Source organism: Janthinobacterium sp. B9-8 (assembly GCF_000969645.2).
Classification (GTDB): domain Bacteria; phylum Pseudomonadota; class Gammaproteobacteria; order Burkholderiales; family Chitinibacteraceae; genus Iodobacter.
The window spans coordinates 1,239,197-1,264,863 of sequence record NZ_CP014222.1 but is presented as its reverse complement, the minus strand read 5'-3'; the positions used below and the strand labels follow the sequence as shown (position 1 = coordinate 1,264,863).

At 46.8% G+C, this 25,667-nt stretch carries 22 protein-coding genes; 6 read left to right on the top strand and 16 right to left on the bottom strand.

Translation table 11 applies throughout. From position 1 onward, the window contains the following. Positions 1-64: 64 nt before the first annotated feature. From tssH to VN23_RS05530, 15 genes are all read right to left on the bottom strand, one after another. Positions 65-2,701: a type VI secretion system ATPase TssH gene (gene tssH, locus VN23_RS05600; protein ID WP_046350043.1), complete on the bottom strand. Its 2,637-nt coding sequence runs from the start codon at positions 2,699-2,701 to the stop codon at positions 65-67. A 130-nt stretch (positions 2,702-2,831) separates the two neighbouring features. After that, on the bottom strand, positions 2,832-3,113 hold the full coding sequence (locus VN23_RS05595) for a hypothetical protein (protein ID WP_046350042.1): 282 nt from the start codon (positions 3,111-3,113) through the stop codon (positions 2,832-2,834). A gap of 319 nt (positions 3,114-3,432) precedes the next feature. Continuing rightward, a complete protein-coding gene (locus tag VN23_RS05590) occupies positions 3,433-4,755 on the bottom strand; it encodes a WD40/YVTN/BNR-like repeat-containing protein (RefSeq protein ID WP_052746372.1) in 1,323 nt (440 codons plus the stop codon). Positions 4,756-5,126: 371 nt separating this feature from the next. Beyond that, the gene (locus tag VN23_RS05585; RefSeq protein WP_156455122.1) at positions 5,127-5,507 is read right to left on the bottom strand and encodes a hypothetical protein; all 381 of its coding nucleotides are present in this window, start codon (positions 5,505-5,507) and stop codon (positions 5,127-5,129) included. A gap of 64 nt (positions 5,508-5,571) precedes the next feature. Then, the gene (locus tag VN23_RS05580; protein ID WP_046350040.1) at positions 5,572-6,201 is read right to left on the bottom strand and encodes a hypothetical protein; all 630 of its coding nucleotides are present in this window, start codon (positions 6,199-6,201) and stop codon (positions 5,572-5,574) included. A gap of 328 nt (positions 6,202-6,529) precedes the next feature. Next, positions 6,530-7,066 (bottom strand): hypothetical protein, encoded by a 537-nt coding sequence (locus VN23_RS05575; protein WP_156455121.1) that lies wholly within the window; start codon positions 7,064-7,066, stop codon positions 6,530-6,532. Positions 7,067-7,087: 21 nt separating this feature from the next. Continuing rightward, entirely contained in the window at positions 7,088-7,882 is a 795-nt protein-coding gene (locus tag VN23_RS05570; protein WP_052746371.1) for a hypothetical protein, read from the bottom strand. A 1-nt stretch (position 7,883) separates the two neighbouring features. Next, positions 7,884-10,661: a type VI secretion system Vgr family protein gene (locus tag VN23_RS05565; RefSeq protein ID WP_082752898.1), complete on the bottom strand. Its 2,778-nt coding sequence runs from the start codon at positions 10,659-10,661 to the stop codon at positions 7,884-7,886. 55 nt (positions 10,662-10,716) lie between these two features. Next, positions 10,717-11,193 carry an OmpA family protein gene (locus VN23_RS05560; RefSeq protein WP_052746369.1) on the bottom strand — a complete coding sequence of 159 codons (477 nt, stop codon included), beginning with the start codon at positions 11,191-11,193 and terminating at the stop codon, positions 10,717-10,719. A 94-nt stretch (positions 11,194-11,287) separates the two neighbouring features. Then, positions 11,288-11,785: an Hcp family type VI secretion system effector gene (locus tag VN23_RS05555; RefSeq protein WP_046350038.1), complete on the bottom strand. Its 498-nt coding sequence runs from the start codon at positions 11,783-11,785 to the stop codon at positions 11,288-11,290. Between the two features lie 49 nt (positions 11,786-11,834). After that, positions 11,835-13,316: a type VI secretion system contractile sheath large subunit gene (tssC, locus tag VN23_RS05550; protein ID WP_046350037.1), complete on the bottom strand. Its 1,482-nt coding sequence runs from the start codon at positions 13,314-13,316 to the stop codon at positions 11,835-11,837. Between the two features lie 5 nt (positions 13,317-13,321). Beyond that, positions 13,322-13,825 (bottom strand): type VI secretion system contractile sheath small subunit, encoded by a 504-nt coding sequence (gene tssB, locus VN23_RS05545; protein ID WP_046350036.1) that lies wholly within the window; start codon positions 13,823-13,825, stop codon positions 13,322-13,324. Positions 13,826-13,868: 43 nt separating this feature from the next. Beyond that, entirely contained in the window at positions 13,869-14,888 is a 1,020-nt protein-coding gene (gene tagF / locus VN23_RS05540) for a type VI secretion system-associated protein TagF (RefSeq protein ID WP_046350035.1), read from the bottom strand. 8 nt (positions 14,889-14,896) lie between these two features. After that, positions 14,897-18,706 carry a type VI secretion system membrane subunit TssM gene (tssM, locus tag VN23_RS05535; RefSeq protein WP_197433032.1) on the bottom strand — a complete coding sequence of 1,270 codons (3,810 nt, stop codon included), beginning with the start codon at positions 18,704-18,706 and terminating at the stop codon, positions 14,897-14,899. 35 nt (positions 18,707-18,741) lie between these two features. Next, positions 18,742-19,368, bottom strand: a complete 627-nt coding sequence (locus tag VN23_RS05530) for a M15 family metallopeptidase (RefSeq protein ID WP_082752897.1) — start codon at positions 19,366-19,368, stop codon at positions 18,742-18,744. Positions 19,369-19,809: 441 nt separating this feature from the next. Here VN23_RS05530 and tssJ point away from each other — a divergent pair, with 441 nt between their 5' ends. The 6 genes from tssJ (at position 19,810) to VN23_RS05500 (ending at position 24,494) form a co-directional block, all read left to right on the top strand. After that, entirely contained in the window at positions 19,810-20,376 is a 567-nt protein-coding gene (tssJ, locus tag VN23_RS05525) for a type VI secretion system lipoprotein TssJ (protein WP_046350033.1), read from the top strand. Positions 20,377-20,437: 61 nt separating this feature from the next. Then, positions 20,438-21,787, top strand: a complete 1,350-nt coding sequence (gene tssK / locus VN23_RS05520) for a type VI secretion system baseplate subunit TssK (RefSeq protein WP_046350032.1) — start codon at positions 20,438-20,440, stop codon at positions 21,785-21,787. 9 nt (positions 21,788-21,796) lie between these two features. Beyond that, the gene (icmH, locus tag VN23_RS05515) at positions 21,797-22,492 is read left to right on the top strand and encodes a type IVB secretion system protein IcmH/DotU (RefSeq protein ID WP_046350031.1); all 696 of its coding nucleotides are present in this window, start codon (positions 21,797-21,799) and stop codon (positions 22,490-22,492) included. A gap of 104 nt (positions 22,493-22,596) precedes the next feature. Further along, positions 22,597-23,082: a type VI secretion system baseplate subunit TssE gene (gene tssE, locus VN23_RS05510; RefSeq protein ID WP_046350030.1), complete on the top strand. Its 486-nt coding sequence runs from the start codon at positions 22,597-22,599 to the stop codon at positions 23,080-23,082. Positions 23,083-23,331: 249 nt separating this feature from the next. Continuing rightward, positions 23,332-23,763, top strand: a complete 432-nt coding sequence (gene cadR / locus VN23_RS05505) for a Cd(II)/Pb(II)-responsive transcriptional regulator (protein ID WP_046350029.1) — start codon at positions 23,332-23,334, stop codon at positions 23,761-23,763. 149 nt (positions 23,764-23,912) lie between these two features. Continuing rightward, on the top strand, positions 23,913-24,494 hold the full coding sequence (locus VN23_RS05500; RefSeq protein WP_082752623.1) for a DUF4442 domain-containing protein: 582 nt from the start codon (positions 23,913-23,915) through the stop codon (positions 24,492-24,494). Between the two features lie 19 nt (positions 24,495-24,513). Here VN23_RS05500 and VN23_RS05495 read toward each other — a convergent pair whose 3' ends face one another. Next, on the bottom strand, positions 24,514-25,629 hold the full coding sequence (locus tag VN23_RS05495) for a hypothetical protein (protein WP_046350028.1): 1,116 nt from the start codon (positions 25,627-25,629) through the stop codon (positions 24,514-24,516). Positions 25,630-25,667 lie beyond the last annotated feature (38 nt).

Below are 25,667 nucleotides of genomic sequence, written 5' to 3'. Positions count from 1 at the left end.
CCTTAAACAAATGAAACGCCATCAAGAGCAAGCCGCTGATGCCACCTGCCCCTGTCTTGCGTTATTAACTAATTTTTACTTTTACTTCATCATTTTTCAGTGAAAGCACAATCTTTTTCACCGGCTTGCCTACCGACATTCTGGCCAGCAAATCTGTAGAAATCTGCGCCAGCACGGTGCGAGTCAGAATCGCATCGGCATCGCGTGCGCCGCTGTCTACATCCATGCAGCGGTTGGCAATGGATTCAACCAGCTCGCTTGGATACTCCAATACAGCGCCGTGGTTTTGCGCGATACGGCGGGCGATTTTTGCCAGCTTCAGCGCCACAATCTTACGTAATACTTCATCCGAAATCGGGAAGTAAGGCACGATCGTCAGGCGGCCAAGAAACGCCGGCTTAAAGGCTTTTTGTAAGGTTGGGCGCAGAATTTCAATCAGATCATCAGCCGTTGGGTCACGCGTTACATCTTCAACTGTGACGCCATGCTCGCAAGCGCGCATCAGCAGATCGGTGCCAGTATTGGATGTCAGTAGAATGATGGTGTTTTTAAAATCGACTTCGCGCCCTTCGCTGTCTTCCAGCAGGCCCTTATCAAACACTTGGAAAAACAACTCCATCACATCAGGGTGGGCTTTTTCGACTTCATCCAGCAACACCACCGAATAAGGCTTACGACGCACCGCTTCAGTCAGCACACCGCCCTCGCCATAACCCACATAACCCGGAGGCGAGCCTTTCAGGCCCGACACACTATGCGCCTCTTGGTATTCTGACATATTAATCGTAATCAGATTACGCTCACCACCGTATAAAGATTCAGCCAAAGCCAGCGCCGTTTCAGTTTTACCCACGCCAGAAGGGCCAACCAGCATAAACACGCCCTTAGGCTTGCTTGGATCATCCAGATTGGCCTTGGCAATTTGCACGCGCTCGGCGATTTGCTCTAAGGCATGATCCTGACCGATCACCCTTTCCGCCAGCAAGCTCGCCAGCTTTTGCACCTGCACCAATTCATTGCTGACCATGCGGCCCAATGGGATGCCCGTCCAGCCGGAAATCACATCGGCAATCACGCTTTCATCCACGCATTCGTAAGCCAGCTGATGCTGCTTTTGCAGCTCGCGCAGCGAGGTGCGCTTGGCTTGCAGCGGGCTGACTTTCTTGCCCTTGGCAGGCTTTGCATCGGCCGCCGCAGCTTTTAGTGCTTCAATTTCATTAATCACCTGCTGTTGCACCGCCCATGCAGATTGCAACTGCTGTAAATCACCTTCTAAGATTTCACGCTGACCAGTCAGCTCGGCAATTCTTTCGCCATGGCCTTCTTCGGTTTGAAGCGCCTTGATTTCACGTTCGATATTGGCGATCAGCACTTCCACATTTTCGATCGGCGCTGGGCGGCCAGAGCGCGACAAAGCCACGCGGGCGCAGGCGGTATCGAGCACGCTGATGGCCTTATCCGGCAACTGACGGCCCGTGATATAGCGGCTAGATAGATGCACCGCGGCCACCACCGCCTCATTCATAATCACCACTTCGTGGTGCGTAGCCATCGCATCGGTCAGGCCGCGCACCATTTGCACCGCAATTTCTGGTGCGGGTTCGTCCACTTTTACCACTTGAAAACGTCGCGCCAGCGCGGCGTCTTTTTCAAAGTATTTTTTATATTCTGCCCATGTAGTGGCCGCAATCGTGCGTAATTCACCACGTGCCAAGGCAGGCTTTAACAGATTAGCCGCATCATTTTGCCCGGCCGCACCGCCCGCACCAATCAGCGTATGCGCCTCATCAATAAATAGAATAATCGGCACAGGGCTGGCTTTAACTTCATCAATCACCTGACGTAAGCGGTTTTCAAACTCGCCTTTTACCGAAGCACCCGCTTGCAGCAAGCCCAAATCCAAGGTACGTAAAGTCACACCGCTCAGCACCGGTGGTACTTCACCGCTCACAATTTTAAGCGCCAGGCCTTCCACCACGGCGGTTTTACCCACGCCCGGCTCGCCGGTTAAAATCGGGTTGTTTTGGCGGCGGCGTTGCAGAATATCGATCATCTGGCGAATCTCGGTCTCACGCCCCAGCACCGGATCAATCTTGCCCAAACGCGCTTGCGCAGTTAAATCAATCGTATATTTATCCAGCCCCGGGCTACCACGGCGCGGCGCAGGCTGATCCAGATTCATATCTGGCGCTTCATCAGAAGGCAGGTTCTCTGAACTAGTCGCCGCCTCATTGCCATGCTGACGCAAAGCCACATAGCCCTGCAAAGCGCGCTTGCCATCCATCTTAGCCAGCGTGGCCGAGCTGCCCTGTAAGGTGGCGCGCAAAGCATCATCCTGCACCAGCGCCAGCAGCAAATCCAAAGTAGAAACCGAATCCTGCCCTAGCTCTACACTCGCCAGCATCCATGCTTTTTCTAACCACTTTGGCAGCCAAGTAGACAACACCGGATTACGCGTATTGCCGGTGCGAAAGCGATCTAGCGCCGCATCCAGCTCTTTTTCCAGCTGATCTAGGCTCAAACCCAAGGAATGCAAAGCCGCCACCCCCGCATTATCGTCCTGAGCCAGAATCGCCAGCACAACGTGTTCAATTTCAATCTCAAAATGAGTGCGCGACAAAGCACGACTAGCCGCCTCCTCTACCGCACGACGGGCTGTAGGAGTAAGACGGGAGATAAGAGCTTTAAGGGGGGTAGACATGGGATGGGTCCCGAAGAGTTATAGGAGTCTAAAATTAATTACAGTAATAAATACACAGATTAGAAACAGCAAGCAATAATTTAATCTATTTACCGAACTGCCGGGTTTCGAGCAATTAAATCAAGTCAGACTACATTGAGTCTTCATTTGTTAATAATAATTTTTGCGCCTTATTTTCCCCTGCATCCAATACTTTTACCCGACATACAAATTGATACCCCTTAACCCCCTTTAATAAATCAACAAATTCTCGATCTGCTGCATATTTATTAACTAATTCATCAATAGATACCTGATTAAGATCGACAACCTCAACACAGTATGCGGGATCAAATGTTTCTCGGGCTACAGTCCTAAAAAATAAAGTACTATTGGCTTCTCTAACTTTAACGCCATAAAAAAAGCATTTCAATTACTGTGGGCAGCTTATTAATTCTGAGATTTGGATAGTAAGGTAAATATGCAAACACACCAACGGCTGGTTCTGCACAAGCAAAACCCGACAACATATAAGAAAATATTAGTATATATTTCATTTCAATCAACCACCGTTAAAAAATCGCGGGGGGTCAGATCTAACATTCCAACAAAAACATTGGAATGTTAGATCTGACCCCGTTTTCGCGAACGAGATTGAACCGCAGCAACTCTGCGCGGGTCAAGACCCACCCTAACGCGGCTATATTTCAACCTAGGCATAAATTACAAAAAACTAAAAACGGCTCATTTGATTATAAATCACGGCGATATAAGGAATAGGTTTCATACTTCCATATCCGATTAACTTCTGCCTCATAATACCAAGCGTAAGCAGACCCATCGACAAATTCATCCCAGCTTTTCCCCATATCTTTACTCACCATCGTCATGGAATCACTCATAATTTGTCCTTTTTTCTTTTTATCTGCAGCCAAAACAAGCTCGTTTTTATTACCAATAAACAATGCTCCTGGTTTAACGTACTCAGGAAAAACATGTCGCAACACTTCTTTCCCTTTATTTAAATAGACATAATTAGCTAAACGAATACGTTGAACGTCCCCTGTTTTTTGCCAGTCAATCGGCATGCCCTGTAAAGTAATAAGGTGCTGACCTTCTTGCTTATCAGACTTTATATCCCGAACAACTTCCATTGGTAAAATAGTTTCTGGATTTATCCATTTATTAAATAAATCATTTTCAGAGATACCCCACGGCAATGCATAGACCAAGCTTGAATTATTAATTAGTTGTTTACCTAATTGTGCCTTCTTTACGAAAAAAGACAACCTCAAAGTACCATTGGACGCTAAATCGAAGGCATCAAACCGAGCACGTGTATCTTTTACCCAAGGAGAAAACCCATTTCCGTCAGGATTAGGGTGTAATTGTTGATTCGCCCATGCAGGTAGCTTCAATTCTTCCCAATGATCTCCACTATCCTGAGTGCGCCATACACGCATATCCCAAGCAATTAAATAACCACGCTTTCCATCTGCCAAAAACAAAGGCTGACCTGCATTAATCAATTCCGGCCATTTCAATTGTTGCCAATTATCACCACCATCTTGAGATCTCCACAGCGTATGCCAAGCCTGCCCGTAACCATCGGGACCATTTGGCAACTTATAATTCATCCACTCTGTTGTTACATAAATAGTTTTCCAATCAGGAGAAACCCACCACCCACCATTTTGACCACGCTGCTCAAAAATTCTCTTTACATCATTTTCAATTGCGCCTCGTAATAAACGTACACTTGAACGATTACTAACTTCTTTAACATCATACATCCAAGGCTCTGCAAATTCTGCAACATTGGGGTCTTTCCAGTCTTTAACTTCTTTAATTTTTGTCAGCGGTTCAATTGGCTTAAATACCAGCAAATCTCTATTCTTGACACGCAAATCACCACCACCATATGGTTTGTCATTGCGCATAATTTCTTTTTCAAACGTCCATATAGAAAATGCCTTGTATAAGCCATAAATAGACGCAATTAAAACCACCAAACAAAAAAAACCCAATACCAGCCATTTAACTAACTTCATCATCATTATTGAAATCAGTTTCATTTAAACAGCTCCATCAACCGGTTTAATACCTTATCAAATGCAACTTTTGCAGAATTCCAAGCATTCTTTGTCATATCTTTACCAACCTCAGTATCACTGAGTATGGATTTTTCCAAGTAGTAGAATCAGCCCTTGATTCACCGACAATTAAGCTCGGATCAAGAGCCACCTTACACGGTTCTCTTGCCTTTATTTGAAATTTTAATTTTGTATTTTAAAGAGCATAAATCTAATACGTAGAAATAAAAACAAACTGTGGCCTGCTCCCAGTTTATTTGAGCATAAAAGAATAGCAGGATTTAAGTTTGCTCTGACCCCATTTATAACCCCATTTATATGCATGTACATACACTACTTTCCATGGGTAATTTTCATTTAACACTCAAACACTTCATGTCAGTACTTAATCGACTTCCTCCGAAGTCTATTTCACACTGGTTTGCTTTCCCACTCATAATTTGACAACCTGTATTTGGGCGAGAATTTTGAACATTAGAAAATATCACTTCGATCTTCTCATCAATTACTAGTTTATAATCATTTTTAATTGGCATACCCAACGGCAAGTAGTCTGAGAACCTAACTAAAAGAGTCGGTGTCTTATTTTCTACATTATGGCGTAATTCTTTAGAATAATTATCACTACTGACTTGTAAAATATTCTTGTAGTTTGTATTTCTCTCATATCTGAAGAGGGTCAAGGATTTAGGAGGAGAAGCTACCCAGTCAAATATCATTATTTCATTGGACACATTGGAGCATCTATTGTCATCCGCTGTAGCCAATGAACTAAAAACCACCCAGAATGATACTACTTTAATTACTTGCTTCAATATGACCATAATGATTACTCCCGAATGATAATTTGCTTATACCTTGCTTTGTTTTTACCGCATATAAATCTGGCTCTAATATTTTCCCGCCGCGAATACTATATTTCTTCAGCGTTTTTGGGTCGAACCCCCATGTATATACTTCAAAAGATAAAGTATTTTTTATCTCATCTTTAGATAAAGACCCTTCATAAACAATCCAGTGTGATTGAGCAATATCGCCTAGTTTGTAGCCTGGAGTGTCAGACAGCATATTCGCATCGATCATCATTAATATTTGCTTTCCCTCGCGATAGCTCTTGTCCATTTCATCCAGCTTGAGCAAATCTTCTACAGGATCATGACTCTTACTAAGAAATAGGTTTTGAAAAAGTGGTGTTGCCAAGCCAACATTCACGCTTTTAGTTTGTTTAAATCCGCCAATTTTTTTGACCAAATTGTCCATCATTCCTGGCCAATTGATGGCGGCATATTGATCCCAGCTACCCGATTCCAGCCCGTGATAGCCTAAATCGCTCTCCGAACTGCGCGTTCCAGCGAGCACAATCCAATCCACTTCCCACATTCTCATCCGCTTGTACCCATCATGATCTGCGGGATCAATTTCATACATTTTGGCTGAGGGTTTTATTCAAAATCCATCGATGGTGCATTCACCCATGCGATGCAAGTCTTGGGCAATCTTTTGATAGTGACACAATAAAGTGCGGCAATTCCGAACAGGCTGCTACGACCCTGATCAATTCGCCATCATTAATTGGGGGCATGTCTTTTGTTTTGATTCAAAATAAAAGACCTGACCCCAAAAGGCTCATTTGAAATTTTAACTATGTATTTTTAAAGAGCGTCAACATAATAAGTAGATATCAACAACAAACCGTGGTCTATCCCCAGTTTTCCAGAACTGACTCTGTATTTTTGACCCAGTTTTCATTTGCGCATTATTTATTAAAAAATGAATCGATAAGATCTTTGCTAGGAACATACATAATCTTTGACATATATGGAGGACCATATACGACTGTAACAACAACCTTGCAAGGTATTTTTTCTCTATTAACAATCATAGCCTTGAATGCATCTTTCAAAACCATTCCATGTATTTTTTTATTAACTCTATATTTCTCATTTTCCTCATCAGACAGTGCAAACAAAAGATCACTGAAATAGATAAATCCAACACTGTCCTGCCCCTCATTTCCACTTAACTTTCCTTCTAAAAAATACTGAAGCGAATGCCCGGGGGTAAAATCCACATCATCAGTCAACGAACATTGCACCGTCCTTGAACCAATAGATTGACCTTTTTTCTCATCAATAACTTTAGAAAAGTCCACATCACTTTTAAAAAACAATCTAGCCATGCTTCTATTTTTATTTAAGGATACGTACATCAAATTAGCTTCCTGCACATTTTGACTTGCACATGCATTCAAAGCTAAGCACAGCACAACCAAGAAAGAATTAATTATTTTCATACACTTTAACTCATCATTAAATTAAAATTCTATATTGGGTCTTTTTTCATCGTTACATTTTTCATCTGCAATATTTTTTACCTTTACCTTTTTTGAAATATTAGCAGAAATAAAATCTAAAGCAGACCGACCACCCGACAAAGCTGTGCTAAACATCAAATCCGCATTGGCGTGATGTATATTTATAGTTTCATTGATATTTGGGCCACTAATGACATTCCATTGCTCACCAAAATCAGCAACTTTATCTGATACATCTAAGTCACCTGATGTAAATTCAGCCCTAATATTAATCCAGTTTTTTTCTGCATACTTGGGTTCCGGTTTTCCCCAGTATATATCTGAAAACATCCCAACAAGAACACCTTCACCAACAGGATCTAAAGTAACCAAATATTCAACCTTATATCCTTCACTCATCAGATAAGAGGATAAATGGGCAGCATTCCATGCTCCTAAACTATGGCCTATCAAATAAATGTAAGTATTATCTTTATCTTCAATTTTATTTAAAATAGAAGATTTAATATCTTCCTCGCCTTTTGCGTCATCATAACCAATATGATGTGTAAGTTTACTTCTAAGATCACTTTGATCAAAGCCCAGCGACTCCATTTTGTATACAAATGAAAGTCGAGCATAATTAACTAATTCCGTTGGTCCCTGCCCATAATATGACTTTTTATCCGCAGCCCCTCCAATAAAAAATGCTATAAACCTCTTCGAGGGTACTTCTATTTCCTTATCTTTTTTATTAGCTTCGCCTGTGAGTGTTTTTTCACCAACTTTACATAAACTACTCTGTGACTTACCCATACTAATCCTTCAAATATATTTCAACTTTTTCCGTTGAATCAGGGTTTTTAACTTCATGGGTATAACCACTTGCATCAGTAATCCCATATTCTTTCTCTCCAAACCCACGCTGAATCATATATTTCTTATTAGGCAGGACTTCTCCTGTCGCTTGATCTCTCAATAAAAACTTATCATTGAATTTGGTATTTGGCATTGCATTAAATGTTTTACCAAGGCTAGTCCCCCCACTCAACTCATGGCTCGCCCCCTTAATACTCACTTCCCCCGGGCAATGAATCTCTATATTGCCGCCTTTTAAGCGAATATAGCCGCCGCCGGAGGTGAGGAGCACTTCGTCGCCTGCGGCGATTTCTACTTTTTCTTTGCAGGCAGTGATTTTTACGTTTTTGTCTGCGGTGATTTCTACGTCGTCGCTTTGCGCCTGCAGCTGGATTTTGCCTTTAGCTGCGATCAGTTTCAGCGCGACTTTGTCTTTTACCCCTGCCACAAATAGGCTGATGTGTTGGCCGACATTATGAATCCAGCGGCGGCCGGAGGTTTGGTTGCTGTCTCTTTGAGCGATCAAATCTAGATTGGTGCCTGCGGCAATCGTTTGGCTTTGCGGGCTGGTGATGGCTACGCCGTCTTCCCCGTGCAGCAGGATGATTTTTTGCTGTCCTGCTTGATCTTTTGATTTGCTCTTGCCGTCTTTGTCGGTATTGCTGCCCGCTTCCAGGCTTTTGCTGGCATGCACATGGTGGTGCAGATGGCCGGTGGAGGCTTTTTCGCCTGCGCTATTGTCGGGCTTAACGGTTTTATCGCCTTCGCCGGTTTCGATGGTATCGGCGAGCTGGTTGGTGGCGGTTTCACCCAAGCTTTGGGCAAGTGCAAGCGCTGATTCAAGCTGGCTTTGGGCGGGGCTGTGGTCTAGCTGCTTGCCGCTTGCGCCGCTTTTGCTTTCGGTGCTGATCAGCAAACCATTAGCGCGAATTGCGCCTTGCTTGTCGGTGCGCAGCTCGAAGCCTTCGCCGCGCGGCTCGCCCTTGCCATCAGTTCTTGGGTGGATTAAATAGCCAAGGTTAAGCTGGGTTTTGCCGTGCTCGCTAGATAATTTAGTGCGGACTTCGCCTTTTGTATCGTCAAACAGCAGCTCGCCGTATTGGCCGCCTTCATGCTCTTTGGTTTTGATACCGGATAGCGTTTTATTGGCGGGCAATGCACCTGCGCCGCTGAACGCTGGCACAGGGTGGCTGCCGTTATAGACCACGCCAGTGATGATCGGACGGTCGATATCGCCTTCGATAAAGTCCACCAGCACTTCCTGGCCGATACGCGGGATAAACTGATGCCCAAAGCCTGCGCCCGCCGATGGATAGGCCACGCGGATCCAGCAGGATGATTTGTCATCAAGGTTTGCACCAAACTCGGGGTGTTCGCTGGCACGCTGCCAGTGGAACTGCACCTTGATCCGGCCTTGCTCATCGGTGTGGACTTCTGATCCGGCAGGGCCCACTACCGTGGCGGTTTGTACGCCTCGGCTTTTGGGCTTGCTGTGTTCCACATGGGCAAAATCAGGCGTGATTGGCTGGCCACGTCGCTGGGCGGTGAAGCTAGTTTGATAAGGGGTGTTCTTCGCCGCTGAAGCCGCTCCTACGAGTAGGCTAGGCGCAACCAAGCCAAGTTGCTGGGTTAAATCCGCTGGTAAATTATTATTGGCAGTGAATTTCAGCTCGGTGACGGCAAATTCGCGCTGCTCGGCTGAATCCCATTCGTGAGCGGGGTGATCTTCTAATCTGAACCACTGCCCTGCCTGCAAGCTGCGTAATGTGCCGGAGCCGGTAAAGGATTTCTTTTTTGCATCCGATGCTTGCTGACGTAATTGTGCGTAGTGGCTGAGGCCTCCCACATCGCTAGCGTAATACAGCGCTTGCGGGTCGTAATCTTCAAAGCTGGCTTGTAGCTGTTGCCCGCCATCACCTTGATCGATACGGCTATCATCAAAACTTTGTTGAGTGCTGGTGGCTTTATAATCAAAGCTAGCGAGCGACACCGAGCTGCTGCCCACCTGACGCTGGCTATGCCACTCGGTCAATGAATCGCTCTCTTCAGTCGCATCCGCACGGTGAAACCTCACCTGCATTTCCTGTGCTTCAGGAATCGCAAAGGCGTCGTCGAAAATCACCAGCTGAACTTGCGGGTTATCTCCTGCCAAATGTTCAAATCGCCACGCTAAACCTTCCTCGGCTAATAATCGCGTCAGAAAATCAAAATCTGATTCGCGATATTGTAAGCAGTAGGAACGCGGTGAGTGTGTGCCGGATAGTTTGAAATCCAACGTTTGCACTGCGGCAAAGACGGGATTTTTGGCTTGATGCTTGGCCAAGACTTGCTTCACGATGTCCGGAATGGATAAATCCTGAAAGACCCGTGAAGTGCGCCGGTATCTAAGCAAGGCAAACGGTGGCTCCACCGTCAGCGCATACTTGGCAAAACCACCATCAGAGCCTAGTAATTGTGCTTGCGAGACGACACCGCAGCGCTCAATTTCACTACCATTTGCATCAGCGACCACCAAAACAACTGGCAGGCCAAGTAAGGATTTAAGCTCTAAAGCGCCATCGGGGGATAAGCAATCGATCTGATAGCGGTAAGCCTGATTAATCCCCTCGCTGCCCTCCACTCGTTGCGGTAATAACTGCTCGCCCCACGCCCCGCCATCGCCTAACTGTAAAGAGATCAAGCGCTGGTCTTGATTAAATGCAGCAGCAAAGCTGCTCAGTAGTTGCGACAGGGGCATGGGGGAAATCATGAGTAGTCCAGGAAAAACGAGTGAATAGCAAAGGGGAAGTAGATTAGTTGCCGATCTCAATGCGCACTGCGTGCTCTGCATCTTCAATATTAAAGCGGCGATTCATTTTCTTTTTTGAGATCCCTTGTTTAACAAGGAATTTTTCTACATTAATGGCCCGTGCCAAGGCAGCTGATTTAGCATTGCCAATATCTTTCTTGTAGCAATAGCCGCGCAAGGTAATCACCTTGGCTTCTTTTAATTTTGGCAGCTGGCTCATAATTTGCAGCTCATGCTCAGCGGTCAGCTTGGCTGACATTTTGTCAAACTTTAGAAAAGACGGATCAACTGCGACTTGTGCGGCCGCTGCTGCTGCGGCAGTTTCTGCAGCTTTTGTCGCTGTTGATGTAGCAACTGCTGGCGCATTTTTCCAAGAAGTAGTCGCAGGGGCCGTGCTCTGTGCAGTTGGGTTCTCTGCGCAGCCGGTCACACCAGCGGCAATTACAAGTAATGCGGCACAAACAAATCCTGAACGTTTCATTATTAAATCCCTTTTTTTAAAACAACTGATCTGCCTTTCAGCAGATCAGTTTGCTACTTATTGCCCATCACCCGAATGGTGATATCTAAATCATTTAGGCAATCGTTTTATTGGCTGTTAAATCCCAGCCTGCGCTAACATTACCGCCACCGGCGCCATCAGTACGTTTTTGCTGAGTGTAAGTCCATTTGATTTTGCCGTAGCTAAAGCTAACCAATTCGCTTGGGAAGCCTTCGTCTTGGGCTGAACCATGTGGCTCTGCTTTAGAAATCAAAACTTGTTCCATTTTGATTTCCATATACTTCACTTTATCGCCACCTGAACGGCAAAGTTCGATAGTGATTTCTTTGATGTGCTTACCAGTGCAGCATGCTTCGTAGATCTTTGGGCTGGCTTTATCCAAGAAGTGAGTAATAACGTACTGAGCGTGGTTTACACGTTCAGCCGTTGCACCACCAGCAGAGCTGGCAGTAGCTTGAGCTGGCTGCTCAATTTTGTGCGAGAAAGATTGGATTTCAATCCAGTCTTTATGCTTGTCATCAGTTGATTCGCCAGGAATACCATCAATTTTCAAGAATGCATCAAAAGCCATTTGCAAAACTCCTTACAGTTAATAAAAGTTACTTCTACGCTTCACTGCATCAACGGGTTGGTTTAGGTAACTCAGCCACAAGACGCAAGGAAATAGTTAGCTCATCGAGCTGAAAGTGTGGGCGCAAGAACGCTGCTGCGCGGTACACACCTGGCTTACCAGGTACTTCAACCACGTCAACACGTGCTTCACGCAATGGGTATTTCGCTTTTGCTTCCTGGCTAGCCGAATCATCCAGCAGCACATATTGCGCAAGCCATGTATTTAAGAAATCTTGCACATTCTGACGGGAAGCAAAGCTACCGATCTTGTCGCGCATAATTGATTTCATGTAATGCGCAATGCGCGAAACCGAGAAAATATAAGGCAGCTGAGTAGACAAACGCGCATTGGCATTGGCCGAATCAGTGTTATAGGTCTTGGCTTTTTGCGATGACTGGCCGCTAAAGAAAGCCGCGTAATCGGTGTTTTTACAATGCACCAAAGAAATAAAGCCCAGATCAGACAGCAGTTTTTCTGTGCGATCTGTTACCGCCACTTCGGTAGGGCATTTCAGAGCCACTTCGCCATCGTCGGTTTTAAAGGTGTGCGCTGGTAAGCCTTCTACCAAGCCACCGCCCTCTACACCGCGAATCGCTGCCAACCAGCCGTATTCTGCAAATGCAGCGGTTAAACGCGCGGCATAGGCATAAGACGCATTGGTCCACAGATATTTGCTGTGATCGGTGCCATCGACGTTTTCTTCAAAATCAAAATCTTCAACCGGCACCGTTTCGCGGCCATAGGGCAGGCGGCCCAATACATGCGGCAAGACCATGCCCACATAGCGGGAATCATCAGATTCACGGAATGATTTCCACTTGGTGTATTCAACCGTATCAAAAATCTTGGCCAAGTCCCTAGGCTTGCCGATATCGGTAAAGCTTTCTAGGCCAAATAGACCTGCACCTGCCGAAGTAATCAGCGGCGCGTGTGAAGCAGCAGCCACATGGGATAATTCTTCCAGCAAATAGAAGTCTTCCGGGTGGCGACCAAACTCGAAATCACCCACAAGACCTGCATAAGGTGCGCCACCAAAGGTGCCGTATTCTTCTTCGTAAATCTTTTTAAATAAGGCGCTTTGGTCAAACTCGGCCGACGCTTTAAAGTCTTTTAACAGATCTTTTTTCGACGCGTTCAGCACCTTAATTTTAAGCATGGTGCTGGTTTCAGATTCGGCGGTCAGGTATTTCAGACCACGCCATGAGGATTCCAGCTTCTGGAAATCAGCATGGTGCATAATTTCATTAAGCTGCTCTGAAATCAGCGCGTCAATTTCGGCAATCCGCACGTCCATGCTGGCACTTAAATCGCGGGAAATAGTCACTGTACCTGCCAAAACCTGATCCACTAATTCGCTGATCAAATCACGGGTACGGTCTTTTTCCTGTTCATTATTGGCGATACGGCTGTTATCAATAATCGAATCAAGCAAGCTGCTGGCTTCGCTATGCTCAACGGTGCTGGCATCAAGCTTCTGTAGATCTGACATAACGGTTACTCCTCTGCAGAGGCTGGTCTAGCCTGGCTAATCTGATGTAATTTTTCGGTATCGCGAACCACTTCATCCAGCAGCTCTTCTAATTTGTCATTGCCAACCACTTTATTACGCAAATCAGAAAGGCGTCTGCGTGCGTCCAGCAGTTTTTTCAATGGCTCAACTTGATTCACCACGTTTTGTGGTTCGAAATCAGCCAAAGATTCAAATTGCAAAGAAACCGACATTTGCGAATCGTCGTCTTTTAATTTGTTTTCAACTTTCATTGCAAGGCTGGGTGCCATGCCTTTCAATACATCGTCAAAATTATCGCGATCAATTTGAATAAACTTGCGTTCTTTCAATTTGACTTGCGGTGTATTGCCGGTGTAATCCCCCACTACGCCTAAAACAAAAGGGAGTTCTTTGTTTTCAATTGCATCGCCAATTTCAACGTCATAAGTAATCTGAACGCGAGGAGGACGAACGCGCGATAGTTTTTTCTGTGTGCTTTCCTTAGCCATTGCCATTCCTAAATAAAATAAGTTGCATAATTAAAACACGGAACTAACTGATTCCGTAAGTAATTTTAACGACAATTTCACGCAATTTTAATAGCGACAACGTCGGATCACTCAATTGCCTCCCTAAAATGTACGACGCTTCAGCATAGGATTGATGACTACGCCAAGGAGAATGCAAATCACACACATTCACTAACTGAAGAGGATCCGCTTTATCCCCCCAAAGCATAGTCAATTGCCGTTCTGTCATCGGGTTAAGCGCTAAAGCTAAATAACGGCAGCCTGATTGCTCAATAAAGGCAAAATTAATCTGACTTACACCCTGAGCTTGAATAGCGGCACGACATAAGGACAACCACACCGCTGCACCCAGGATTTCTTCGCCTGCACCAGAAGGAAGCGGCAATAAAAAGACTTGCGAAGCCATGCTGCTGCCGTATCGACGCGATAGCTGCAAGTAAAAAGCAAAAGCGAGCAGCGTTGATTCCAGATCGCCGCGTTCAGTCCTCAATAACGCCTGCTCAAGCACTGCAGCAGGGGTATTGGCCATATGCCGCTCGAGCAATTGTGCTGCCAATCCCAGATCAGCAGCAGCCCGGCTGCCAAATGACATCTGCTCTTCCATAAACTGGCGGCAGGCAATCATTTCTACCGAGTTATCTACCGCGCTTTTGAGCTGATCTTTTAAACCAGAAAAAAACAACTCATTCGCCAATAAAAACTCAGCTTCATTTCCCATCAGAATGTCGCTGGGAATGCAGATCCCGGCCACCAGTGGGTAGTAGCGCTGAGCCTCGTCATGGCTAGGCAAGGTGACACCTAAAAAGGCGCCCCGCAAATCGCTGCTATGAAACAAAAACTCACTGGCAGGCGCTTGCATATACCTTGTCTGCCAATCTGGCTGTAGAGCAATCGCTTTTAAACTATCCGCAAGCGATTGATCCACGCCCAGAGCAACAGGATGGCTGGCATTGATACGAATAAAATCGGCACGCCGTGGTAACTTGCCAAAAATAGCGTATTGCATCGGCAAATCCTGAGCCCGTTTAAAATTATTTAGCATGGCACACCTTACATTGTCACGCGGTCTGGCAATGACAGCTTACGTAAACCAGAGAGTTGCAGAGGGTTGACACCACTTACTGCACGGAAATTAAAACGAACGACATCCGCATCACCTGCATCTCCCCGACGAATCTTCCAAGTGAGCGTTGCCGAATCCGCATCCTGTTGCTCAACTTGCGCTTGAGCAAGCAAACGCATCCAGCCCATACGACCCTGCTGATTGCTGACCACGGCGCTTACACCACTAAATGCCACCACCTGAATTCTGGCGCCCTGCGCATTACCCGTGCCAGGCCAGTTAAATGATTGCCAAGGCTGAGGCCCATTGCGATAACGCATTTCCTGACCATCCACTTCAATCAAAATCTCTGATAAACCTGACGTAGGAATCGCTTGCAACTCAAACTTAGCGCTAGAGGAATCCGCCATCTGGCTGGAAGCCATACTGCTTAAGCGGCCCATTCCTGCCAAAAACGCAGGGTTAAAACGAATCCCCAAATTAGCCCAGGTACGCGGAGTCAGGCTGTCGCCCTTTTGTGTGACCAAGCCATTGAGATACTTTTCAGTAAACTTATCGACCGTGCCTTCTTTAGGTTTTACAAATTTAGCGATATCGGCCATCGGTGCTTCATTGGCTGAATCACTAAATGGATATTTAGCCGAAAGCACTTTCCACTGCCCGTACACTTCTTTTTGCCAAGCCTGATTCAGGTCATTCTCTACCGGCCCAAGCAACACGGCATAGGTCTGGATTAAAGGACGCACCAGCATTGGCCTTACCATTTCACGCGTTTCTTGTGAAAGGGGGGTCAACAATGCGTTATCCACCTGCTGCAAGGTGTCTGCTAGCTCCGAACCGCTGCCATTCAGGGTGGCTTGCACTAAAGGACGCGCTTGCGCACCGGGCTCATCGCTGCTGGCAATCTGATTCATTTTGCCTTTGAGCTTACCCAGTTGCTCCAGGTAACTATTAATCGGCGCAGCTCCTGCACTATCGGCCTGAACTAAACGGGTAATGCCAGCAAACTGCTTACCCACTTCGCCTAATTCTGCGGCATTTGCAACAGCAGGCTGATTAGTCCCTTTAAGTAGTGCAGTGGTTTTTTCCAATACCGATTGCTTGGCGTTTTCCAGCTTGCGTGAAAGCTCGGATGGATTATCCCAAGCAGTTTCAAATGCAGCGCGTGCCAGAATAAGCTTCACAGGGGAGTTCTGCATATCAGCTAATTGACCGATTGCATTCCCTGCGAAAGGCAGATCGTTGAAATCGCGAATCACAATGCCTTGCAAGAATTTCTTCCACTCTGCGGCATATTCAAGCCGGTAAAGCGCTTCCAGATCGGCCCTGTTTTTCTCGATATTGCCATCCCGGCCCAAGTTATCCTGTACCGAAGACGCCAATACCCAGTCATCGCTCTTCACTTCGCCCTTGCTGGCTTCGTCAATCGAATTACGGATAAAGTTATCCCAGGCTTCACGGGTAAATGCACCTGCCACCATCTGGCTACCCGCAATCACATCGCCATTTTTATTATTCAAAATGCGCGGCACAGTCAACGGGGCAAAGCGGGTATTAGCACGTGCTTTAATTTCGTTATAAACACGCTCTGTGGCACTTAAACGCTTCAGCGAGGCACGTAATACTTCACGCGCAGCGGCAACCGTTTTTTCATCGTTGCTAATTAAAGGTAAATCCGGCTCTTTGATCTGGCTGACATAAAACGCCACCAAACGCTCTGCCGCAGCAATCACTTCTTCATTGCTACGATTGCCTTTATTTGCCTCTAGCCAACTGCGCCAGTAACGCGGAATCTGATCGGTCAGATGGGCTTCGTCCATACGGGACCGATCATGCAACATCAGATAGGTTTTCAGCGCGTTATAACCCTGATCCAGCTTAGGCTGCACGGCTGGGCTGGCTTCCGGTGGTGTTTCTTTTACGGTTAAAGCCGTTGCACGCTGCGGAATATGCCAAGCACTTAGCTGGATATTCGGCAGGCCTTTTTTATGCGGCGCAGGTGCACGTTTTTTTACTGGCTCTTTAGGTGGTGTAGGCTCTGCGGGCTTAGGCGCTACAGGCGCAGGTGTGGGAGTGGGCGTTGGTGTAGGCGTTGGCGCAACAACAGCGGGTGCAGGAGCAGGCTCTGCAGGCTGGTTTGAAGCCAGCTGCTCAAGCGACAACTCAAGATTCTTTTTCACCGGAACCAGCATCGACTCCTTTAAACCCGCAAAATACTCTTTGCGCAGTGCTGCTTCTAATTCCTTACCCTGATACAGCCCTAAACCAACCTGCCACGGATGACCTTCTTTGCGATACGACTGCAATTCTTCAATCCGCTTTTGTAAAATACCCAGCGACATCAACTTATCGTAGAGCTGGCCGGACGATGCCAGCTTTTGTGCGGCAATCCGGTCACTTGCTACCGTCGCCATCAGCTTCTGATTGCCGATATACGACCAAGTCCAAAGCCCAGCACAAAGCGCCAGTGCAGATAGGCCAGACACCATGCCCACCATGCGCCAACGGCTACCCGCCGGACGCGTCTGGCGCGAAACCAAATGCTGATCCGGGAAAACCACTTCTCTGAATAGATCACGCAGGAAATAGCTGTATGACGCAGGCACCTGGCGTGCATCAAAGCCCTGACGGCTTAAATCGAACTGATTAGATACATGGGTTGCCGCACCGATACGCGGAATTCCCTCTTGCAAAGCGCTGGAGAAATAAAAGCCGCGCAGCAAAGGGCGTGCATGGTAAGGGTCTTCTTCTTGCAGCAGCTTAACAAACTTAGTCACCGCTTCTTTCAAAGCATGAAACTCAATCGGAAACGCAAAGAAAGCGGGTTTATTCTGATTACCGCGATGCGCAGCGAGCTTTTCTTCGCCAATTTGCACCAAACCACGGTACATGGCATCAAACTGCATGCTCACCACATGGCTGGCATCAAAGCCCGAGCCTTGCTCTGCGCTCAGCGTTGCGCCCCATACCCGATGGCGCTCTTCTTCAGCCATTTCTTCAAAAAACTGCGAAAAGCCACCCAGTAAATCGAGCTTGGTAAAAATCAGATAAATCGGTACTTGCAGGCCAAAAGTGGCTTCAATTTCATGAATACGTTCACGAATCTGGCGAGCGTACAGCGCAAAGCCTTCGGAATGATGTTGAGCCAACTCTGGCAGGCTGATCGTCACCAAAATACCGTTCACCGGCGCTTTAGAGCGATGGCGTTTCAGTAATTTTAAAAATTCCAGCCATTCCACGCGATCTTCGGTCTGCGTGGCATAGCGCCCCGCGGTATCGAGCAACACGCCTTCGGTAGAAAAGAACCAATCACAATTGCGCGTGCCGCCTACCCCTTGCACACCGCCTTTATCGCTAAATGGGAATGTCAGGCCGGATTGCAAAATAGCCGAGCTTTTACCGGCAGCAGGATGGCCAATAATCATGTACCACGGCAATTCATACAGTGCCGCATTGCCACGCGATTTGCCCAGTTGCGAGGTTTTGAGTGTATCAATCGCGCCCAGCATGCGCTGGCGCAAGAGATTAACCTCGGCCCGCTTATCCACGCTGGCGCCAATCACAGCGTCATCTGCTTGTTTGAGCAGCATTTTTTCGATCAGGCCCCCGGCACGATTCGCAATTAATTTGCCAACCAGCAGGGTAAAGACCCACAGCAACATCACAGCGAAGATCCAGCCAAAACGAACTTCTGCTGTTTTCAATCCAAACCATGGACCTAAAAACCAGATCAAACCAATCAAGATTAAAAACCCGATTGCTGACGTGACTTTGGCGTTACGCAGCCAATGCTTCATGAACATGAATCTCCATACAAAATGAACTACAAGAATTACTTATTTCGCATTAAAGCGGCTAAAGAGCCCGCCTTTTCGATATGCCCATAGTCTTTAAATGACCAAACTCCGCCCCACGTCAGCCCCGCAGCAACGGCTTCTTCACCCAGCGCCTGATAAGCCTCAAAAGCCCACTTATCACGCTCTGAAATAATAATTTTTCCATCTTTCATTGGCGCTAAATCCACCGCCAAACCATATTGATGCTTGCTTTGCCCGCCTTTTGCCTTGGTAACCACCGTTGCCTGAGTAGCCAAACCATCCTGGCGCTCCGGGCTGCGATAGCCTTCAAGCAGCGCCATTGGATAACCCCGCTCCGCCATCTTTTTCATAATCTGCAAAACCGTCTGCACAAAATGAGGATCCAGCTTGCTCCAATCTCGGTCTGCGGTAGCAATACCGGGGCGGGCAGCTGCAGCGGCTGCATTAATAAACACTTCGGGAGGCAAAGCAGGAGGCGGCTCAAGTTTTGCTTCTGTAAACGTCCCTTGTATATGAGCAACCTGGCTATATTCCTGAGGCAAAAAAGGCGCAATGGCATGCCGTGAGTTAAAACGTAATGTGATACCAACAACCAGTAGAACCAAAACAAGACTGGCCAGAGGCAGCAGACTTAATTTCATTTTTCTATGCAGGAAATACCGACTTAATAAAGATTCTTTACGTTCAGGCACATCGGGTGAAATACTTACAACATCTTTTCTCTTCTTTTTTGTTGCATCCTCACAACCCGCGGGTTTTACCTTATTTTCTTTCAATACTATTTTTCTGCCCGGATCACGCACAAAAAAATACCAGCCAACCCAAGCCAATACGAAAAATATTACTATTAAAATCATAAAGATAGCAAACAAAACCAGAACCTCGGATACTTACTGAGGCGTTATTCTACCCTTAAGCAAAGCAAAAGCATAACTCATCAACTTATTTTACCAATGGTTCTTATTGCCCATGCACGCTATGCGTTCTCGTGTTATATATCTGCATCCTCAAGTGGTAATGACTTAATTTTCGGCCCCGCTGATCTCGCCATTTTTTAAACATTTTTAGTCAAAAAACAAAAGATGATGCCAATTAATTCAATCAAAAAACACGCCAAAATCATATTGATGATGTCTTGCCTGCTTCTCTTTACTGCTTGCGCCAGCAGTGGACCTAAGCCATTCAAGATTCAGGGCGAAGCAGAGCCATCACTCAACCGTGATTCCAGCGGCCGACCTTTATCTTTGGTACTTAGGCTGTATCAGCTTAAAGGACTTGAAGAATTCAACCGGCTCACTTTTGATTCTTTGGCCAGCGGCAAAACAGATGCTGAGTTACTTGGCAGCTCGCTTATTTCGCAAAATGAATTTGTTTTGCTGCCAGGCAAAACCGTTACTCTGGACGACAAAATTTTAGAAGAAGCCAAATACATCGGCGTGGTTGGGTTTTTCCGCAAGCCTGATTCCCAGTTCTGGCGCGTACTAGTGAATGCAGAAGATGTGCGTGACGAGAAAGAATTTAGCTTTAAGGCTCAAGATTGCTACTTGCAAGTGATCCGCCCTAAGGCTCAGCTGATCCCAGGTCAATCTGCTTCATTTAAAGCAGACTGCGGCTTTAGCCACAAAAAACCAGCGCCAAAAACCAAGTAAATTTCTATCTATTGAGGTCAGCCGTTTGCACTGAGGCAGCGGCTTGCCGGAGTATTACCCTATGTTGAAAGCAAAACGTGTTTTATGGGGCGAAGGAATGTTCCTTCGCCCGCAGCATTTCCAGCAGCAATCTTTACTACAAGATTACCAACAAGCCGAAATCCGTAATTTGCTCAGCCGCCATAGCTGGGGTTTGCAGAAGTTTCAGATTGATGAAGTCGCCCTGCGTGGCGGGCAAGTTCGTTTAGATTCGCTCTCGCTGCTATTCAGAGACGGCAGCTTATTCCAGGCTCCGCAATCCGAGCCACTGCCACTATCACGCAACCTGAATGACTTGCCGCAAGTCGGAGTAAGCACCACGCTTTATGCTTGCCTTGCCGAGCTGCAACCCTATGGTGGCAACACACAAACCAACGAAAACACCGCCTCGCGCTCTACCCGCTACCGTAGCGCTCACCAAGGTGTGGCCGATTTATTTACGCAGGCCTTAGAAGCAGATCTCACCACGCTGGAGCTGGATGTCCGCCTGATGGTGGAAGAAGAAAACCGCGATGGTTATGAAGCTGTGCCACTCGGGCGTTTAGTAAAAGACGCCACCGGCCAGTGGTCCTTAGGCGCAGGCTTTTACCCGCCTGCCACCACCGTCAGCGCCATTCCCGAGCTCAGCCAGAATCTGCGCCGCCTATTAGATATTTTGCTGGTGAAAAGCCAGGCCCTGGCCGGTGCTCACCGCGAGCGCGCCAAGAATGTGATGGAATATGGCACCACCGATATCGCTTCTTTCTGGCTGCTACATACGGTGAACCGCAACTTTGCCCGTATCAATCACTTAGTAAAATGTGAGCCACTTCACCCTGAAGAGCTTTATCGTGCCTTGGCCGAATTTTGTGGCGAATTACAAACATTCTCATCGGTTTATACGCTGGCCGATATTCCGATCTATCGTCACGACGCCTTGCACGAAAGCCTGCTGGTGCTGGATGTACAGATTCGTGAGCTGCTCGATACCGTGATTTCAGCGCGTTATGCTGTGATCCCGCTCACATCACCGAAGCCTTCCTTCCATATCGGCCGACTCGAGAGCGATCGTTTCCTTGAGAATGTCGATTTCTATCTATCGATCCAGAGCGAACAATCAGCAGTCAACATCATCGAAACCGTGCCGCTTAAATTCAAAATTGGCGCGCCAGATGATGTGGATAAGATTTTGAACTCGGCCATGCGCGGTGTAAGCATTTCTTACGCAGCTCAAACGCCTTCTGCCATTCCTATTCGCGTGGGTAATCAATATTTCGCTTTTGAGCCTAGGGGCGATATTTATCAACGCATGTTGCAATCACGCAGCATTTGTATTTATGTTCCGCAATCGTTGTCGGATTTAAAAATTGAGCTAATTGCTGTCTTTCGCTGAGATTAAAAAATGAGTCAAACTGCTACTACAGAAGCGCATCCGCTGGCCGTTGCCAAGCCATCCGCCCCCAGCCTGCGTGAGTTACTAGAAGACGGTGTTTATCTGCTGTTTTTACTCAGAGACGGCAACGCCCCGAGCAGCGCCGCTGAATTCAACCGCCGCGTCGATCATTTCCTCGCCCAGTTTGAAAAAAATGCCCGCAACTTTGGCAAAGAAGTACCCGGCATCAACGAAGCAAAATATGCTTTTTGTGCTTTGATGGATGAAATTATTCTTTCATCAGAATTTAGCCTGCGCGAAGAATGGGAACGCATGCCATTGCAACTACGCATTTTTGGCGAGCATTTGGCGGGTGAAGGTTTCTTTGATCGCTTGGAAGTATTACGCCGCGATCCCAATAATAATTTCGAGGCCATGGAAGTGTTCCACACCTGCCTTTTATTGGGTTTCCAAGGTAAATACCTGCTCGAAGGCCAGGAAAAACTCGGCTACTTAACCGCCCGTGTAGGCCAAGAAATTCAGCAAGTCAGGGGCGGCAAAGCTGATTTCGCCCCTAACTGGAAGCTGCCACAGCGCTTTCAAGCCTTTGTACGCCATGAATTGCCGCTTTGGCTGTATTTCGCACTATTGGCTCTAGTAGGTGCAGGGATTTTTATTGCCTATCGCTTGTTGCTAGCCCAAGAGCTCGGCAAAGTGATTGGCTAAGCCCCACCACAGACAGGGCGGCTTAAACCCGCCCTTTTTTGCATTTACAGTTCCCGTTTTGCCCGATCGCTCCTGCAAAACACATAGGAATTAGATAGGCCATTATGAGCACGCCCCGCCGCCAGACCCTTACCCTACCCTCTGTACTTGACCGGCTACTGGATAACGAGCCAGATATCAGCCACGCATCGTCTGCGATGCTATTCGAGCTGCCACAATTTCGCCGCGCTCTGGCGCGTGATTTAGAAGCATTGCTCAATACGCGCATTATGGATATGCCGGAATTATTTGAGCCCTATCCGCTCGCCAACGATTCGATGCTGCAATTTGGTATTCCCGATTTATCCGGCATTAGCTTACTCAACCCGGACGATAGAGAAATGCTGCGCGATCGTCTGCGCCGCGCCATCGAGCGGCATGAGCCACGCTTAACGCGCGTAAAAATCAGTCTGGATGCGCCACGTGAATTAGAGCGACACTTACGCTTTAGGGTAGATGCCGTGCTCAAAGTACACCCACACCGCCCCCCCGTTAGCTTTGATGCTACTTTGCAATTGTCATCCAATGTTTACCGTATTCAGGATCGATAAACCGAATCCTTTTCGGCAAGCGGCACTAAAGTCCCGTCCCACCCTGCGCGGCGTACTAGCCGCCGCTGCATATCTGCATATATAACATCAACAAAATCATCCTCATACCATCTCCGCACTCAAGGAACAGGCAAGTCTTTGAGTGCAACCCTATTTAACTTCTGATAAATAGCCCCATATAAAAGAACAGAAATCGGGCCTGCCTTTTAAAAAGTACCTCGCCATACAAAACCCAGCACAGAGAACGCAATGAAAATTGGTGAACTCGCCCAAGCGGCACAATGTACGGTGGAAACCATCAGATATTATGAAAAGGAATCGCTACTGCCCGAGCCCGCCCGCACCAGTGGCAATTACCGTGATTACAGTGAGCTGCATCTGGAGCGCTTAAGTTTTATCCGTAACTGCCGTGCGCTCGATATGACACATCAGGAAATCCGTGCGCTGTTGCAACTCATGGATCAACCCGAAGACAACTGCCACTCGGTAAACACCCTGCTCGACGCGCATATCGAGCATGTCAGCATCCGAATTCAAGAGCTACTAAAGCTAGAAATACAGCTTAAAACGCTCAGACAGCAGTGCCAGAGCGAGCAAGCAGTACAAGACTGCGGGATTGTGCAAGGCTTAAACAATATGGAAGTCAGCAATACCCCGGAGCGGCATACTCATTTAGGCTAGTACCTCATCGCACTCAAGGCCCAAAGCCGGCGCCCATGAAAATCGCGAACAAAACCAAGCCGGTTTACCGATTTTCTCCGTGTAGCTCTGAGCCTTCCGTGCTTTAAGATTTGGGTTTTTTTCGCATACCTCACCCATCGGACTTGTGCATGTCGCCTTTCTTCAGAAAAATCGTCCTCTATATCGTCGCCCGCCCGTGCCTTGTTGCAAAGCTGATGAAATTTGGCTTGAATTGGTTCCCTGCCATTCGCCGCACCGGCTGCAAAGTGACCGCCGTATCCCCCGATGTGCGCTATATCCGCGTGGAGCTGCCGCTTAATTGGAAGACGCGCAATATCAATGGCACGATTTTTGGTGGCAGCATGTTTGCTGCCACCGACCCGTTTTATATGAGCATCTTGTATTTTAATTTGGGGGACGATTATGTAGTGTGGGATAAAGGCGGCACCATCCGCTTTAAGCGCCCAGGCCGTGGCACGCTAGTGGCCGAATTTAAAGTAGACGAATCCGAGCTCACCGAAATCCGCGACCTGCTCGCCCTCACCCCAGAAATAGACCGCGTTTACCCCGTGCAACTCATTGATCAAAAAGGCTATGTCTGCGCCGAAGTAGAGCGCGTCTTATACATCGCCCATAAAAGCGCTTACGACAACAAGATGACGGAAAGAAGGGCGAAACGGGATTTGGCAGAGACGCCCTCCTCCCCTGAACAAACAAACAATCACCAGTGAAAGACCGGCCTGACTGGCATCAATCAGGCCTTAACTGACCAAACTCAATGCAACCCGCTTCGCAAATTTCTGCGAACTTAGCCACACTGCTGAACAAACCGACTTGCCATCGGTGAGTGATCAATACTGAATCATGATTCAAGAATGAGATTTGCAGCTCTTCCCCATTGCGATTACTTAAACCAAAGCTTTTTATAAAAGTAATCCTTCCCCATGGAATCAGACCATGCTGCTTGCTATACAGGCCATTTGGATCAGCAGATAAATTATCCCGCGTAAATTTTAGCCCCCAATTTATTAGCCATGCACCTAAAGCGCTTCCCGTTAATATTAAAGCCATGCTATAGCCCATATATTCATCAGAACGGGCAGATAAATCAGGCGGTGGGAAATAGGGAATAAATGCCAGTTTTTCACTATTAATTAAATCCGGCATAAAAACAATGCTTGCCATCATCCATAAAAATAAGGATATAAATCCAAAAATGGCTGCATACTTTCTGCTTTTATTGGCCACACTATGCGCGCGCCATCGATTATTCTCCGAAGCAGGCGTAGTCCAATTTGTAGTCGGGCAGCTCAATGCACCTTGGGGCAAAAATTGAAGCAGTTCTTTTAAAACAGCAACATCTGCCCCCCTACCAGAATAATGAAATACACCATGATCCGGCGAGCCAATTTTAAGCTCAAATGTATTAGCCTGCTCCGATTGCGTGGTTTGCGCCTGAATGAGATTTCTCATCAGAAACGATATTTCTAAATCAGACCAGACAAGCGGATCACTATGATAATTAAACCAGCAGCCACTTTTATTAAAACGAAAAATCAATTTTCGCTCAGAATATGCAAGAAAAAACCAGCCTCCCAGCATTAAAACAAAAATACTGATCACTTGATATTTTAGCCAATCACCCGGCGCATACCACTGCAACCAATCCAGCTGAATCAAGATCATCCCCAGACCAGCCAAACCCAGTAATAAAGAGAGAACACTTAAAAACAGCAGTGAAACACCCAACCATTGTGTGATTTTCTCTCCCCAGGTCAGAACATGATTCGTTTGAATTACATTTAGACTTCGAATTGGCGTATTTGCTTGCACAAATACAGATTTAGATTGTGTTTTCTTTCGCATTGGGCCACAACAGAATAAGTAATATTTAATATATATTT

What these genes read in the sequence shown, in the direction of transcription:
- VN23_RS05555 (WP_046350038.1), bottom strand. Translation starts at nt 11,785, where the DNA reads ATGGCTTTTGATGCATTCTTGAAAATTGATGGTATTCCTGGCGAATCA.
- tssJ (WP_046350033.1), top strand. Translation starts at nt 19,810, where the DNA reads ATGATGCCAATTAATTCAATCAAAAAACACGCCAAAATCATATTGATG.
- VN23_RS05500 (WP_082752623.1), top strand. Translation starts at nt 23,913, where the DNA reads ATGTCGCCTTTCTTCAGAAAAATCGTCCTCTATATCGTCGCCCGCCCG.
- tssC (WP_046350037.1), bottom strand. Translation starts at nt 13,316, where the DNA reads ATGTCAGATCTACAGAAGCTTGATGCCAGCACCGTTGAGCATAGCGAA.
- VN23_RS05560 (WP_052746369.1), bottom strand. Translation starts at nt 11,193, where the DNA reads ATGAAACGTTCAGGATTTGTTTGTGCCGCATTACTTGTAATTGCCGCT.
- cadR (WP_046350029.1), top strand. Translation starts at nt 23,332, where the DNA reads ATGAAAATTGGTGAACTCGCCCAAGCGGCACAATGTACGGTGGAAACC.
- VN23_RS05495 (WP_046350028.1), bottom strand. Translation starts at nt 25,629, where the DNA reads ATGCGAAAGAAAACACAATCTAAATCTGTATTTGTGCAAGCAAATACG.
- tssH (WP_046350043.1), bottom strand. Translation starts at nt 2,701, where the DNA reads ATGTCTACCCCCCTTAAAGCTCTTATCTCCCGTCTTACTCCTACAGCC.
- tssB (WP_046350036.1), bottom strand. Translation starts at nt 13,825, where the DNA reads ATGGCTAAGGAAAGCACACAGAAAAAACTATCGCGCGTTCGTCCTCCT.
- VN23_RS05575 (WP_156455121.1), bottom strand. Translation starts at nt 7,066, where the DNA reads ATGAAAATAATTAATTCTTTCTTGGTTGTGCTGTGCTTAGCTTTGAAT.
- VN23_RS05590 (WP_052746372.1), bottom strand. Translation starts at nt 4,755, where the DNA reads ATGAAACTGATTTCAATAATGATGATGAAGTTAGTTAAATGGCTGGTA.
- VN23_RS05570 (WP_052746371.1), bottom strand. Translation starts at nt 7,882, where the DNA reads ATGGGTAAGTCACAGAGTAGTTTATGTAAAGTTGGTGAAAAAACACTC.
- tagF (WP_046350035.1), bottom strand. Translation starts at nt 14,888, where the DNA reads ATGCTAAATAATTTTAAACGGGCTCAGGATTTGCCGATGCAATACGCT.
- VN23_RS05565 (WP_082752898.1), bottom strand. Translation starts at nt 10,661, where the DNA reads ATGCCCCTGTCGCAACTACTGAGCAGCTTTGCTGCTGCATTTAATCAA.
- icmH (WP_046350031.1), top strand. Translation starts at nt 21,797, where the DNA reads ATGAGTCAAACTGCTACTACAGAAGCGCATCCGCTGGCCGTTGCCAAG.
- VN23_RS05580 (WP_046350040.1), bottom strand. Translation starts at nt 6,201, where the DNA reads ATGTATGAAATTGATCCCGCAGATCATGATGGGTACAAGCGGATGAGA.
- tssK (WP_046350032.1), top strand. Translation starts at nt 20,438, where the DNA reads ATGTTGAAAGCAAAACGTGTTTTATGGGGCGAAGGAATGTTCCTTCGC.
- tssM (WP_197433032.1), bottom strand. Translation starts at nt 18,706, where the DNA reads ATGAAGCATTGGCTGCGTAACGCCAAAGTCACGTCAGCAATCGGGTTT.
- VN23_RS05530 (WP_082752897.1), bottom strand. Translation starts at nt 19,368, where the DNA reads ATGAAATTAAGTCTGCTGCCTCTGGCCAGTCTTGTTTTGGTTCTACTG.
- tssE (WP_046350030.1), top strand. Translation starts at nt 22,597, where the DNA reads ATGAGCACGCCCCGCCGCCAGACCCTTACCCTACCCTCTGTACTTGAC.